Source organism: Achromobacter sp. 01N37 (genome assembly GCF_056399725.1).
The window spans coordinates 1-13638 of sequence record NZ_JBFTRX010000025.1 but is presented as its reverse complement, the minus strand read 5'-3'; the positions used below and the strand labels follow the sequence as shown (position 1 = coordinate 13638).

Annotated in this window: 14 protein-coding genes; 7 read left to right on the top strand and 7 right to left on the bottom strand. The window is 64.9% G+C overall.

Translation table 11 applies throughout. The features are described from left to right. The first annotated feature begins 42 nt into the window (after window positions 1-42). Entirely contained in the window at window positions 43-1608 is a 1566-nt protein-coding gene (gene ilvA / locus AC1DSJ_RS29320) for a threonine ammonia-lyase, biosynthetic (protein WP_342065605.1), read from the top strand. Between the two features lie 12 nt (window positions 1609-1620). Here ilvA and AC1DSJ_RS29315 read toward each other — a convergent pair whose 3' ends face one another. The 5 genes from AC1DSJ_RS29315 to AC1DSJ_RS29295 all read right to left on the bottom strand — a co-directional run bounded on the left by AC1DSJ_RS29315 (window position 1621) and on the right by AC1DSJ_RS29295 (window position 6511). Further along, the gene (locus tag AC1DSJ_RS29315; protein WP_441372700.1) at window positions 1621-2553 is read right to left on the bottom strand and encodes a hypothetical protein; all 933 of its coding nucleotides are present in this window, start codon (window positions 2551-2553) and stop codon (window positions 1621-1623) included. 76 nt (window positions 2554-2629) lie between these two features. Next, window positions 2630-3547, bottom strand: coding sequence for an ABC transporter ATP-binding protein (locus tag AC1DSJ_RS29310; RefSeq protein WP_441372701.1), 918 nt, complete (start codon window positions 3545-3547; stop codon window positions 2630-2632). A gap of 2 nt (window positions 3548-3549) precedes the next feature. Then, window positions 3550-4101 (bottom strand): azurin, encoded by a 552-nt coding sequence (gene azu, locus AC1DSJ_RS29305; protein ID WP_441372702.1) that lies wholly within the window; start codon window positions 4099-4101, stop codon window positions 3550-3552. 39 nt (window positions 4102-4140) lie between these two features. Beyond that, window positions 4141-5223, bottom strand: a complete 1083-nt coding sequence (locus AC1DSJ_RS29300; RefSeq protein WP_441372703.1) for a FecCD family ABC transporter permease — start codon at window positions 5221-5223, stop codon at window positions 4141-4143. A gap of 7 nt (window positions 5224-5230) precedes the next feature. After that, window positions 5231-6511: an ABC transporter substrate-binding protein gene (locus AC1DSJ_RS29295; RefSeq protein ID WP_476760449.1), complete on the bottom strand. Its 1281-nt coding sequence runs from the start codon at window positions 6509-6511 to the stop codon at window positions 5231-5233. Window positions 6512-6754: 243 nt separating this feature from the next. On the opposite strand from AC1DSJ_RS29295, the gene AC1DSJ_RS29290 reads away from it, so the two are divergent. Continuing rightward, a complete protein-coding gene (locus AC1DSJ_RS29290; protein ID WP_441372705.1) occupies window positions 6755-7945 on the top strand; it encodes a M24 family metallopeptidase in 1191 nt (396 codons plus the stop codon). Here AC1DSJ_RS29290 and AC1DSJ_RS29285 read toward each other — a convergent pair. Then, a complete protein-coding gene (locus AC1DSJ_RS29285; protein WP_175168646.1) occupies window positions 7938-8906 on the bottom strand; it encodes a LysR substrate-binding domain-containing protein in 969 nt (322 codons plus the stop codon). The genes AC1DSJ_RS29290 and AC1DSJ_RS29285 overlap by 8 nt on opposite strands. A gap of 92 nt (window positions 8907-8998) precedes the next feature. Between AC1DSJ_RS29285 and AC1DSJ_RS29280 the strand changes: the two genes are divergently transcribed. The 5 genes from AC1DSJ_RS29280 to AC1DSJ_RS29260 all read left to right on the top strand — a co-directional run bounded on the left by AC1DSJ_RS29280 (window position 8999) and on the right by AC1DSJ_RS29260 (window position 13362). Further along, the gene (locus AC1DSJ_RS29280; RefSeq protein WP_476760448.1) at window positions 8999-9514 is read left to right on the top strand and encodes a GAF domain-containing protein; all 516 of its coding nucleotides are present in this window, start codon (window positions 8999-9001) and stop codon (window positions 9512-9514) included. 17 nt (window positions 9515-9531) lie between these two features. Beyond that, window positions 9532-10500, top strand: a complete 969-nt coding sequence (locus AC1DSJ_RS29275; protein ID WP_054422989.1) for a Bug family tripartite tricarboxylate transporter substrate binding protein — start codon at window positions 9532-9534, stop codon at window positions 10498-10500. Between the two features lie 113 nt (window positions 10501-10613). Then, window positions 10614-11297, top strand: a complete 684-nt coding sequence (locus AC1DSJ_RS29270; RefSeq protein WP_175168647.1) for a response regulator transcription factor — start codon at window positions 10614-10616, stop codon at window positions 11295-11297. Continuing rightward, window positions 11287-12570 (top strand): ATP-binding protein, encoded by a 1284-nt coding sequence (locus tag AC1DSJ_RS29265; protein WP_441372707.1) that lies wholly within the window; start codon window positions 11287-11289, stop codon window positions 12568-12570. The genes AC1DSJ_RS29270 and AC1DSJ_RS29265 overlap by 11 nt, the downstream gene beginning before the upstream one ends. A 45-nt stretch (window positions 12571-12615) precedes the next feature. Continuing rightward, window positions 12616-13362, top strand: coding sequence for an SDR family NAD(P)-dependent oxidoreductase (locus AC1DSJ_RS29260; RefSeq protein WP_346551854.1), 747 nt, complete (start codon window positions 12616-12618; stop codon window positions 13360-13362). 76 nt (window positions 13363-13438) lie between these two features. Here AC1DSJ_RS29260 and AC1DSJ_RS29255 read toward each other — a convergent pair. Then, window positions 13439-13638: hypothetical protein (locus AC1DSJ_RS29255; protein WP_476760447.1), on the bottom strand; the 200-nt coding region annotated here is incomplete at its 5' end.

The following is a 13638-nucleotide window of genomic DNA, read 5'->3' as shown; positions in this document are numbered from 1 at the left end:
TGGCCGCCTCTGCCGGGCACGTTTCCTAAAGCAGAGAACCGCATGCAAGCCTCCCCGACCGACACCGCTTTCCAGTACGGCAACGCCTCGCCCATGGAATACCTGCGACAGATTCTGACCGCACGTGTTTACGACATTGCCCGCGAAACCGAGCTGGACCCGGCACGCGGCCTGTCGGTCAGGCTGAACAACACGGTGTTTTTGAAGCGCGAAGACAATCAGCCGGTGTTTTCCTTCAAGGTGCGCGGCGCCTACAACAAGATGCGCAACACGCCGCAGGCGGCGCTGGACCGCGGCGTGATCACCGCGTCCGCTGGCAACCACGCCCAAGGCGTGGCCATTTCCGCCGCCAAGCTGGGCGTGCGCGCCATCATCGTCGTGCCGCAGACCGCGCCGCAGGTGAAGGTGGACGCGGTGCGCGCCCACGGCGGCCCGACCGTCACGGTGGTGCAGGCGGGCGATTCCTACAGCGACGCCTACGCCCACGCGCAAACGCTGGCGCAGCAGCACGAAATGACCTTCGTGCCCGCCTTTGACGACCCCTATGTCATCGCCGGCCAAGGCACCGTCGGCATGGAAATCCTGCGCCAGCACGCCGGCCCGCTGCACGCGATCTTCGTGCCCATTGGCGGCGGCAGCCTGGCCGCTGGCGTGTCGGCCTATGTGAAATCAGTGGACCCGTCGGTGAAAGTGATCGGCGTGCAAACCGAAGATTCCTGCGCGATGGCGCAATCGCTGAAGGCGGGCGAACGCGTGAACCTGGCGGAAGTGGGGCTGTTTTCAGACGGCACCGCCGTGAAGCTGGTGGGCGAGGAAACCTTCCGCCTGTGCCGCGAATACCTGGATGAGGTGATCCTGGTGGACACCGACGCCGTGTGCGCAGCAATCAAGGACGTGTTCCTGGATACGCGCAGCGTGCTGGAACCGGCGGGCGCGCTGGCGGTGGCGGGCTTGAAGAAATACGTTGAACGGGAAAACGCCCAAGGCTTGTCGATGGTGGCCATCACGTCGGGCGCCAACATGAATTTTGACCGCATGCGTTTCGTAGCGGACCGCGCCGAAGTGGGCGAGGCGCGCGAGGCCGTCTTCGCAGTCACCGTACCGGAAGAACGCGGCAGCTTCCGCCGGTTCTGCCGCGTGATCGGCCAGCGCAGCGTGACCGAATTCAACTACCGCATTGCCGACGCGCACACCGCGCACATCTTCGTCAGCATGCAGATTGCGCGCCGGGGCGACGCGGCCGACATCATGGCGGCGTTGCAGGAACAGGGCTTTTCCGCCAGCGATCTGACGAACAACGAGGTCTCGAAGCAGCACATCCGCTACATGGTGGGCGGGCGTTCGCCACTGGCGGGCGGTGAACGGCTGTTCCGCTTTGAATTCCCCGAGCGTCCCGGCGCGCTGATGAAGTTCCTGTCAGAGATGGCGCCCAACTGGAACATCAGCCTGTTCCACTACCGCAACCAGGGCGCGGATTTCAGTTCGGCGTTGGTCGGCATCCAGGCGCCGCTGGCCGATAGCGCGGCGCTGGACGCCTTCTTGCAGCAACTGGGTTATGCGCATTTTGAAGAGACCCACAACGAGGCCTACCGCCAGTTTCTGATCTGAACGCGGGCCGGGTCAGCCCGGCTTGCAGTTCGCCTTGGTGGGCAAGGCTACGCCCGGTTTGAATTGCAGCGTGGCGCGGCCCTGCGTTTGCGTCAGTTGCAGCGTGGCCGCGCGCCACGCAGGCACATCGTCAAACAACACTTCCCGCCGGGATGACGACGGGTACAGCGGATCGGGCCGGTTGAATTCGATGGCGGGCAGCGCCAGGCACGTGTCTTTGACATTCAGCCGCGCCAGTTCCTGCCCGTCGCTCAGGCGCACCGCGCGAAACGCCAGCGGCGCGTCCACGAACTTCGTGACTTCCGGCACGATCCGCATGTCGCCCTGCGCGTCCTTGATGCGGGTAGCGGGCTGCACCACCACCACATCGCGGCCGGGCGGAATGGCCAGATACGCCACATCGCCGTCCACATCCAGCAGCTTGCCCGCACCCAGATTCGTGGCCTTGAGCGGTGCATGGCGGATCATCACCGTTTCGGCCCACGCGGTTTCGACACGCGTCCAACCGGGCAGCCGGGCTTCTTCGAAGCGGGTGCCGCTGGGTTTGTCGCGGTCGCGCTGGTTCGATAGCGCCAGCCGGTTCACGCGCAACGCGCCGTTGGCGACCTGCAAGTGGGCCAGGACCGGATCGGTGGTGGAACTGGTGAAGTAGGCCAGCACGGCATCGGTTTCAAGCGCCTTTGCGTTGGCGGCGCAGAAAAACGCGTTTGAGGCCATGTCGCGGCCGTCGGGGTAGAGCAGCTTGCCGACGTCCCGGCCGCAGAGCTTGTTGCCCTGGAACGTAATGGTGGTGCTGCGGGTGTTTTGACGCTGGCCGGTGTTCCAGTCCTGACGCCCGCCGGTGGTGATCTCGACAACGAGGCCGTGGTTGTCGTAGATGATTGATGCGCCGGCGGGCGCGGCAAGCAGGCTGAGAAAAAACGCCACGATGCGGCTTCTCGTCATTTCCGCGGACTCCCTGGGATGGCTGGACCGGTAAATATATACCGCCGCCATGATGTGCCGCCGCCGTCCTGTGGCTTCAGATCCCGGCCAGCCCATCCACGTGCACCTGCGCCTGCCCCTGTGGGCAGCGTTCCACGCGGGCTTGCACGCGATAAACCTCGCGCAGCGAATGCGGCGTGACGACATCGGCGGGCAGGCCCTGGGCCTGGATCGCGCCGCGATGCAGCAGCAGCGCGTGGTCGGCGTGGCGCAGCGCGATGTTCAAGTCATGCAGCACCACCAAGGTGATCAGCCGGTGCTGGCGCGTCTGGCGGCGCAGCACGTCCATCACATGAAATTGATAGTTCAGGTCCAGCGCGGACAGTGGTTCGTCCAGCAACAGCAGGCGAGGTCGGCGCACCAGCGCCTGCGCCAGCGAGGCCAGCTGCTTCTGGCCGCCCGACAATTCGTCCAGATAGCGGCTGGCCAAGGTGGAGATACCCAGGTCGTTGATGACGGCCAACGCGTCCTGCATCAGCGCCTGACCGGTCATGCTATTGCTCCCTACGCTGTTGCCTCCCGCGCCGTGGCCAGGCGCACCGTTGCCAGACATTCCCTTGCCAGACATTCCCATGCCAGATGCACCGATGCCCGACGCACCCATGCCCGACGCTCCCTTGCCAAATCCGCCCTGGCGGCCGGAGCGCGCAGCGACCAGCACGGATTCGAAGACCGTCATGTGTACGCCTTTGGGCAAGGCTTGCGGCATGTACATGGCGCGCTCGGCACGGCGCGCGGGGGAGGCGCGCGCCAGGTCCTCATCGTCCAACAGGATCGCGCCGCGCATCACGGGGTTCAGCCCCGCCAGCGTTTTCAGCAGCGTGGATTTGCCGCTGCCGTTCGGCCCAAGCAGCGCAGTGACCGTGCCTTCGGCCAGCGGCCCGGCGCTAAGGTTCTGTAGCACCGGCTTGCCGCCGTAGCCAGCGTCCAGCCCGCGAATGTGCAGCGCTGTCATCGTCAGGGTTGCAGCACCAGCGTGCCGCGCATGTGTTGGGCATGCGCGGGGAACGAGCAGTAGTAGGTGTACGACTGCCCGGCGCGCAGGCGGCTTACCGGGAAGGTCACGGTGGCGGTTTCGCCGCCGCCCAGCATCGGGGTCTTGGCCAGGATGCGCGCGTCGCCGGGCGCCAGGAATTCATGTTGCACGCCGGCTTTGATGCCGTCGACCATCACGGCGTCAATGTCTTCCGTCTTCGTCAGCACCCAGTTGTGGCCGGCCTTTTCCTTGCTGTTCTTGCCGGTGTGAATCAGCCGCACGGTGAAGTCGGTGCACGTGGACGGCACGACGATATGGTCAGGGCCGAACTGTTTTCCGGGGCGGCCTTCGACGTCGATGGCGCAAGCCGCGGGGGCCACTGCGGGGATGGCGGCGGCCGTATTGGCGGATGCATGGGTGGACGCGTTGGCGGATGCATTGGCGTCGCTATGGGAGGCCAATCCAGCGGGGGCGGCTTGCGCGGCGCCAGCGAACAGCAAGCTGGCCAACGCCAGGGTCAGGCGGGAATGCATCAGGGGAGTCTCCTTATGGGATGCAGGCTTAGGGGGACGTCAGGCGCGCTTTAACGCACGCACGACGATGGTGAGAAAAAACGGAATGCCAACCAGCGACGTCACAATGCCCACCGGAATCAGCGCGCCGGGCAATACCGTCTTGGACGCGACCGACGCCAGCGACAGGATCAGCGCTCCCGCCAGCGCACTGCCGGGCAGGTAATAGCGGTGGTCTTCGCCCAGCAGCAGGCGCGCGATGTGCGGGGCGACCAGGCCAACAAAACCAATCGTGCCGACGAACGACACCGCCAGCGCCGCCAGCGCGCTGACGCGCAACAGGCTGACCAGGCGCAGCCGTTTGACGTCAATGCCGAAACTGGCGGCGCGCTCTTCACCCAGCCGCACGGCGGTCAGCTTCCAGGCGTCGCGCATCGAAAAGGGCAGGGCCAGCGCCACGGCCGCCGCCATGACGGACACCGTCGTCCAGTTGGCGCGCGCCAGGCTGCCCATCGTCCAGAACACAATGCCCTGCAAGGCCTCTTCGCTGGCCACGAATTGCAGCAGCATCACCAGCGCCTGAAAGGAATAGACCAGCGCAATGCCGAACAACACCACGCCCAACGTCGAACCGCCGCGCCAGCGCGCGACGCGTTCCAGAATCAGCACCGACACCAGCGTGCAGGCAAAGGCCGAGACCGATACCACCATGCCGGGCGGCAATGCCGGCACATGCCAATCCAGCGTGATCGCCAGCGACGCGCCAAAGGCCGCCGCCGCCGACACGCCCAGCGTGTAGGGGCTGGCCAGCGGGTTGTCGAGCATCGTCTGCATCTCGGCCCCGCCCAGCCCCAGCGCCACGCCGACCAACAACGCCATCAGCGCGTAAGGCAGCCGGAACTGCCAGACGATGACGCGCGTGCCAGCGCTGGCCGCGTCCGGATGCAGCAGCGTGTGCAGCAGGTCGGCCAGCGGCAGCGCCGCCGGGCCGCTGGCGATGTCGGCGAGCAGGCTGGCGAGGATGGCCAGCGCCAACACCGCCGTCAGGAACAAACGCTTGCGCACCGTGCGGCGGTACGCGGCGATGGTATCGTCTGCGCTTGCCGCAAAGGTCGGCGCGGCCGCCGTGGTCGGGCTGATCATGGTGCGATTAGCGGATGGATGGGGCGGCAGCGGCGGAAGTGCCGGCAGCGGCGGAAGTGGCAGCAGCGCCGGAAGTTGCGGCAGCGGGGGAAGTGGGAGAAGCGGCGGAAGTGGAAGAAGCGCCGGATGTGGAAGAAGCGCCGGAAGACCCAGCAGGCGCCGTCCAGTACGTGCCGGCGTTATCCACGTTCAGAAACTGGCGGTACAGCGTGTCCAACGTTTCCTGCGGGTTCAACGCCGCAGCGCGTTCGGGGTAGAACCACTTGGCCATGGCTTCGATGGCCGCCACGTGGTAGGGCGAGTTGTAGAAGGCATGCCAGATACCGTAGGCGCGGTGCTGCGTCACGGCGCTCAGATCGCGGATGCCATCGCGCGCCAGCAGCGTGGCGAGGCTGTCGGCCGACACTTGTGCGGCGGCGCCCGGGCCAACCAGCAGGCCCGGGCGGCCGGGTTCGGAGCGGCTGCCGGTGGCAATGTAGACATCGGGTTTGGCGTCCAGCAGAAATTCCAGACTGRCGTCGCCGATTGCGCCGGGCAAGACGGGGGCCGCCACATTGACGCCGCCTGCCGCCTCCAGCAAGTCACCAAAGCTGCCATTACCGGTGGTATGGCAGCAGGCAGGCCACACGCCCGCCAACATTTCCACAAACACGCGCGGGCGCCGCGCCTGCGGCACGGGCTCCACAATCTTGCGCACGCGCGCCAGCCGTTCTTCATAGAAGGCAATGTAGGCGTCGGCTTCGGCCTGGCGGTCCAGCGCCTGCCCCAGAATCCGCATGCTGGGCACGGTGTTCTGCACGGGGTGCTGGCGGAAATCGATGAACACAATCGGAATGCCGGCATCTTGCAGCGCCGTGATCATCGGGTTGTTGCGCCCCGGCCCGTGGCCGCTCAGGCTGAACACCGCCACATCGGGCGCCAGCGACACGATCTTCTCGGGGCTGACGCTGGCTTCCGAGGTCTTGCCGATCAGCGGCACATGGGCTGCTTTCGGATAGCGCGTGACGAGCTGGTGCCAGGAATACGGGTCTTGCTGCTTCAGCTCGCCTTGCCAGCCCACCACGCGGGCAACCGGGTCCTTCTGGTCCAGCAGCGCCATCGCGAAGACGAAGCGGCCTTCACCGAGCAGCACGCGTTTGGGGTGGTCAGGCACAGTGACGGTACGGCCGGCCAGGTCGGTGACCTGACGCGCGTGGGCGGCGGGCGCGACGCCAAACACGGCGCCAAATCCTGCGCCGAGCAGGGTGGTGGCGGCCAAGGCCGCGCGAAGCAAAGAGAGCGTACGCATCGAAACATCCAAGGTTGCGCCGTTGGCCGCGGGCTTGCGGGTAACGCGAACCATTCTTATCGACACGCAGTGTCCGCCAAGCCGTCTCAAGAAATCGTTAAGACGTGGCGGCGGTGCGGTGGGCACCGCACCGGCATGCAATAACGCTTATGGAACCCTCAGGTTTATTCATTGGGCGCTAATGCGTCGCCTGCCCATAATCCAACAGGCCTACGCGAGACACCTCACCCATAAGGAAACGCCATGCCTAAACTCACCCACGCCGTCTGGCATTACCGGCGCGACAAGATGACCGCCCTGATGGACGATCTGGCGGTTGACGCCATCATCTTTACGTCAGCCGACTTCTTCCAGTTTGCGACCAACTTCCACACCGACGTCTTGCCCTGGGAACGCCCGATCTTTGCCGTTGTGCCGCGTAACGGCACGCCGTTCCTGGTGATGAATGAGCTGTCCACGCACCATATGCAGTTTTCCCAGGAGCAGGGAAAAGTCTGGATGACGGACATCACGTACTACGCGGAACATCCGCGCGTGTCGAACCGGTTGCCTTTGATTACGCAGTTGCCTGAAGTCTTGGCGGCAAGGCTTGCGGCGGCGGGGTTGGCGCGGTCGCGCATTGCCGTTGAAGGTGGCAGCCCAGTGCTGGCGCACGTGGGCCGCATCCTGCCCGAAATGGTGCTGCGTCCCGCCACGCCGGAATGCCGGTCACTGCGCTGGCAAAAGCATGAAGAGGAACTAGCGGTGATGGCCGCCGCGGCCTCCATTTCGGATTGGATTCAGGATCGCTACCGCGAAAACATCCAGCCCGGCCGCTTGGTGCAAGAGCTGGACTTTGCGATGGCGTCGCTATTCGTCCAAGAAGCCGCCACGCGGTTTCCTGGCGAGCATTTCGAAGTGATCCGCTGCTGGACCTTGAGCGGCCCGGCGTCTGCGTCGCCTCATGGCGATGGCGCGTCTTGCGGCGCACGCATCAACAAGGGCGATGTGCTGGTCAACATCGTCATCCCGCGCCTGAACGGCCTGACGATTGAAAACGAACGCACCTGGTTCTGCGGCGCACCCTCGGCCGAACAGACCCGGCTCTGGTCCGCCGCCCGGGCCGCCAATGAAGCCGCCATTGCCGCCGCACGCACGGGCAACCCGGTCTGCATGATGGATGCGGCGGCACAGGCCGAGATCGAAAAGGCCGGCTACGCGGACTTTATCCGCCATCGAACCGGGCATGCGGTAGGCATCATCCACCATGAATACCCGGAAGACATGGCGTTTTGCCAGCGCCCCTTGCTGGACAACGAGGTCTATTCCGCCGAACCCGGCATTTACGCCTATGGCATTGGCGGCTTCCGGCTGGATGACACCGTGGTCGTGGGCGACACGCCGCGCGTGTTGACGAACACGCCCAAGAGCCTGGAATACGCGACGGTCAAGTAGCCGCAGCAGGGCCAGCGCCGCCGCCTTCGAGCAGGCGCTTGGCTTCTTCACGCAGCGTCTCGCACAGGTCCGGCAGCACGATGCTGGGCGAGTTCGCTGCCCACAGCATGCCAATGGGGCCGAACTCCAGGCGCGACGGCATGCGCACGATGCTGATCAGGTTCCAGCGCTCGTACATCTGCGCAACGGAACTGGCCAGCGTGGCGATGTAGTCGCGGTCTTGCAGCATGGACAACAGCGCCACCAGCGAGCTCGTTTCCACGGCCGGGCGGGGCGGCGGCATGCCCGCATCCGACACGGCCTGGTCCAGCCGCACCCGCGACAACGTGCCGGGCGGCGGCAAAATCCACGGATAGCCGTCCGTGTCTTCCCAGCGCGGGGCCGCCAATTCCGCCAAGGGGTGGCCGCGCCGCGCCACCACGCTGAACGTATCGGTCATCAGCCATTCGGTGCACAGGCCGGAGCGGCTGGCGCGCACATCCAGCGGGCCGATGATCAGATCAATTTCACGGCGCTCCACGCGTTCCACCAAGGGCTCAAGCAATCCCTCGACCAGTTCGATCTGCACCTTGGGTGAACGCTGATGCAGCGCGGCAATGGCGCGCGGCAGCAAGACGGGGGCGGCGGACAGGATCGTGCCGATATGCAGATGCCCGGCCACGCCGCCTTTGACCGCTTCGATCTCTTCGCCGGTGCGCGCGGTGTCGCCCAGAACGCGGCAGGCGTAACGCCACAGCGCGCGCCCGGCCTCGGTCAGCGCCAGCGTGCGGCCGCGCACAAATAATGGCGTGCCGACCAGGTCTTCCATATCGCTTAGCCAATGGGACAGCGCGGGCTGCGTCATGTGCATCGCCTTGGCGGCGGCCGTCACGGTGCCGGCGCTTTCCAGCGCGGCCAGCACTTGCAGGTGACGCAGCTTCAGGCGGCGAGTCCAGGAGAGTTCGGTCGGGGTGGCATCCATGCGGAAATGGTAATGGATATCTCAGCTTTATTCATTGGCCGGATATGGGTGTTGAACCCCAAAATGCTTCATCCCTTTCATGAGGCAGACCCGTGACGAGTTCAAACGATTTCACGCCGCAAGCGCTGGCGTTGGGCTGTGTGGCGCAGGCGTTGACGCAAGATTCGCAGCCAGAACGCGGCTTGCAGGCGCTGGCCGACGCGCTGTCAGACCGCATCGGATATCGGCTCTTCACCGTCCTGGTGCTGGACCGGCAGGCAGGCTTAAGCCGGCGATATTTTTCGAGCCAGCCCGTGGCCTACCCGACGGATGGCGCCAAACCCATCCGCGAAGACAGCGACTTCTACGCCCGCGTGGTCCAAGATGGAACGCCGCGGATCTGCAACGACCGCCACGACTGCCAACAGGCGTTTCCAGATCACGATCTGATTTTCTCGCTGGGCTRCGAAAGCGCGGTCAACGTGCCGGTGCGTTGGAACGGGCAGACCATTGCGTCGTTGAACCTGCTGCATCAAGCGGGCTGGTACCGGCAAGACATGCTGCCCGAACTGGCCTGGTATTCGGCGCTGGCCATTCCGGTCATACAAAAAATTAACCACACAACCTGAACTCCAGGGGGAAAACCATGAAACGTCTTAGCGCAGGAATCGCTGCATTGTTGATGTCGTTGGGGCTGGCGCCGGCCTACGCGGCGGATGCGTATCCCACCAAACCCATCACGATCGTCTATCCGTATGCGCCGGGCTCGGCGTCGGACACCATGACGCGGCTGCTGGCCGATGCCATGTCCAAAAAGCTGGGCCAGCCCGTCATCGTGGAAAGCAAGTCGGGGGCGGGCGGGTCAATCGCTACCGAACACGTCGTTCGAGCCGCGCCCGACGGCTATACCCTGTTGCTCAGCGCAAGCGGCACCATCGCCGTCAATCCGCATATCTATAAGCTGCGCTACAACCCCGTCGAAGATCTGGCGCAGATTTCCATCGCAGTGGAAGTGCCGTTCGTGTTTGTCGTCAGCAAGGATTTCCCGGCGCAAGACTACGCGTCGTTCAAGGCGCTTAGCAAGCAGAAATCAGGCGGCCTGACGTCTGCTAACGCGGGGCTGGGCACGCAGGCCCATTTGACGCAGGCCGCCTTCGCGAGATTGGCCGGCGTCAACCTGAACATCATTGGCTACAAGGGCGCGGCGCCCGCCGTCAACGACATTCTGGGCGGGCATGTGGACTCGATGATGGACAACGCCGCGTCGCAGATTCCGTATGTCACGTCGGGCAAGACGACGGCGCTGTTCGTCACCAGCGACTACCGCTTCGACGGCTACCCCAAGGTGCCCACGGCCAAAGAGCTGGGCATCACGGGGCTGGTGCCCGCCGGCTGGTTCGGCCTGGCAGCGCCCAAGGGCACGCCGCCCGCCGCCATCGACAAGGTGCAGACCGCGTTGACGGCGTCGCTGAAGGAACCCGACATCCAACGCAAACTAAAGGAACTGGGCTGGGTGATCGTGGGCAATACCCCCGAGCAGGCCTTGGAACGCGCGCGAGCCGACTACACGCTGCTGGGGCAAGTGGTTCGCGACATTGACTTGAAGCCCAACTGAGGCGGCTGGCGGGGCCGGGCGCAGGCGCATACAGAAAGAGAAAGGCCATCGGTCAAGGCGACCGATAAAGGCCCCTACAATATGCGATTGATTTCCATTCCCCGCCTTGCTCCATGCGCGTTCTAGTCATCGAAGACGACCCCGATATTCTGGCCAACATCACCCATCACCTGACGCGGCGCGGCTATATCGTGGACTGCGCGGAAGACGGGCAGCGGGGCTACGCGATGGCGGCCGAAGGCGGGTTCGACCTGATCGTGCTGGACCTGATGCTGCCGCGCCTGGACGGCTACGAGCTTTGCCGCCGTCTGCGCACTGAGGCCGCGTGCGACACGCCCGTGATCATGGTCACCGCGCGCGACACGCTGGACAACCGCCTGACCGGCTTTGACGCCGGCGCGGACGATTACCTGGTCAAGCCCTTTGCGTTAGCCGAGCTGGCCGCACGGGTCAAGGCGCTGCTGCATCGCGCAAGCGGGGCGAGCGCGGCGCGCGTGTTGCGCGTGGGCGATCTAACGCTGGACACCCGTACCCTGGCGCTGGCGCGCGCGGGCCAAGCTTTGCGCCTGCCGCCATCTCCGCTGCAACTGCTGACTTTGCTGATGCGCGCAAGCCCGGCAGTGGTGCATCGCGGCCGGCTGGAAGAAGCGCTGTGGCGCGACTCGCCGCCCGACAGCGACAGCCTGCGCACGCACATCCACCAGATCCGCCAGGTGGTCGACAAGCCGTATGACACGCCGCTGTTGCACACCGTGCACGGCATTGGCTACCAGCTGCGGGCCGCGGATGGGACGTAAGCACGCGGCGCGGCGCGGGCTGGCGCGGCATCTGGTGCTGACCTATGTGGCGCTGGCCTTGCTGGTGGCAGGCTTGCTTACGTGGCTGTCGGTCTGGAGCGTGGGCAAGCTGGAAGCGCACCTGCAACGCATCGACATGGGCATGGCGGTGGAGCGGGTGCGCGGTGATTTTCTGGCGGGCATAGACCCGGGGCGGCCCAACCGGTTCTTTCACGGCGCGCCGGGTAGCGACGCGTTTCCGGATTGGTTGCGACGGCTATCGCCGGGCTTTCACAAGATTGAACGTGCGGGCCGCATCTGGCATGTGATGGTGGACGACCAGAACGGCCAGCGCTACATGCTGCTGCGCGACTACACCGACTATGAACAGAGCCAGGTGGCGTCGCACTGGGCAGCGGTGAGTGGGCTGGCGGGCAGTTTGGCGCTGGCGTTTGTGCTGGGCATTCTGGCCACGCGGCGGCTGTTGCGGCCCTTGTCGCGATTGGCCGCGCAAGTCAACACGCGCGGCGAGCAGCCCCCGCAGACACGGCTTGCCGAAGACTATCCGCCGGACGAAATCGGCCAGTTGGCCGCGGCGTTCGACGCCACCTACAACCAGCTTGAGCAGGCGCTGCGGCGCGAACAACTCTTCACCGCCGATGTCGGCCATGAATTGCGGACGCCGCTGATGGTGATCTCCAGTTCGTGCGAGCTGTTGCGTGAAGAACAGACCCTGGATGCAGACGGGCAAGCGCGGCTGGCGCGCATCGAAGCCGCCGCGTCCGACATGAGCGACCGGCTCGACACCTATCTGATGCTGGCTCGCGGGGGCGATGCCGCCGAGCGCTTCGTTCGCGAAAGCGCGGTGAGCACGGCGCGCGGTCAACTCGCGGCGTGGGCGGGCGTAGCCGAACGCCGGGGCATGGACCTGACGCTGGAAGAGGTCGCCGCCCACACCAAACCGCTGCAATTTCCCGCGCCGCTGTTGCGCGCGGTCTTGTCCAACCTGATCCGCAACTCCCTACAGTACGCGGGGCCGCAGGCGCAGGTCGTCATCACGGCGGGGGCAGATTTCATGCAGGTGGCCGACAACGGGCCGGGCATTCCGCTTGAACGCCAAGAGGCGATCTTCAGTCCCTTCGTGCGCGGCGAACAACCGGATGCCGGCAACCTGGGGCTGGGCCTGTCGTTGGTGCAGCGTATCTGCGCACACCAGGGTTGGCAGGTGTCGTTGCAGTCAGCGCCGGGGCGCGGCAGCGTGTTCCGGGTGGAGCTTGCCGCGCATGTGGCATGACGCAGGGTAGGTAAACTCTACGCTTCACTTTCATTTGACTTCGCTATGCCTCAACCACAACGTGTTGCGCTTATTACAGGGTCCACCTCAGGTATCGGAGCGGCAATAGCACGCCGGCTGTCTCGGGATGGCCATGCGGTGGTTTTGCATTCGCGCAGTTCTGTGGATGCAGGCATCGCGATGGCGCGTGAGCTGGGCTTGGCGGCTTACGTGCAAGCAGACCTGGCTGAAGATGCAGACCGGATACGGCTGGTGCAAGAAGCGATCGCGCATTGGGGGCGCCTGGACGTTGTCGTGAACAATGCGGGAATCAGCCACGTGATTCCCCATGCCGATATGGCGGCTGCAACGCCCGACGTATGGCGCGAGCTGCATGAGGTCAATGTCGTCGCGCCGTTTCGTATCGTCGCAGAAGCCGAGGCCGCACTGCGCGCCTCGGCTGCGGCTTCCGGCGTGCCGGCTTGCGTGATCAATGTGAGTTCGCATGCCGGCGTGCGTCCGAAAGGGGCGTCCATCCCCTATGCCGCGACGAAGGCCGCGCTGAACCATGTCACGCGCTTGCTGGCGGTGTCACTGGCGCCGGACATCCGCGTGAATGCCGTCGCGCCTGGGCTGGTGGATACGCCGTTGACCGCAAACTGGACGCAGGCTCAACAGTTATGGCGGGAGCGTGCGCCAATGCGCCGGGCCGCGAGCCCCGAAGATATTGCCCAAGCGGTTTCAATGCTTGTTGAATCCAACTATTTGACAGGCGAAATTCTGCTGTCTGATGGCGGATTGAATCTGACGTAGGGCATATCGCGGTCAGACTGCACCTATGGCTCCGACATCACATAAGGCAGTCAGACTCTGAGGTTTCCCCACGAATTTATCGCCACCCTTCAATCAGTTCGGCGGTGCTCACTGGTGTTCGCAAGAACCCAAGGACTGACGTTTCGGTCAAGGCCAGCGTCCGTTCGGCATAGATCATGGCCCCAAGCGTGAGCAGTGAGATGGTCGGCCGGTCTTTCCGGTTGTTGGATTCATAGGCCGGTCTCAGCTTTCGGCTCTCGGCCAATTTGCCGACTA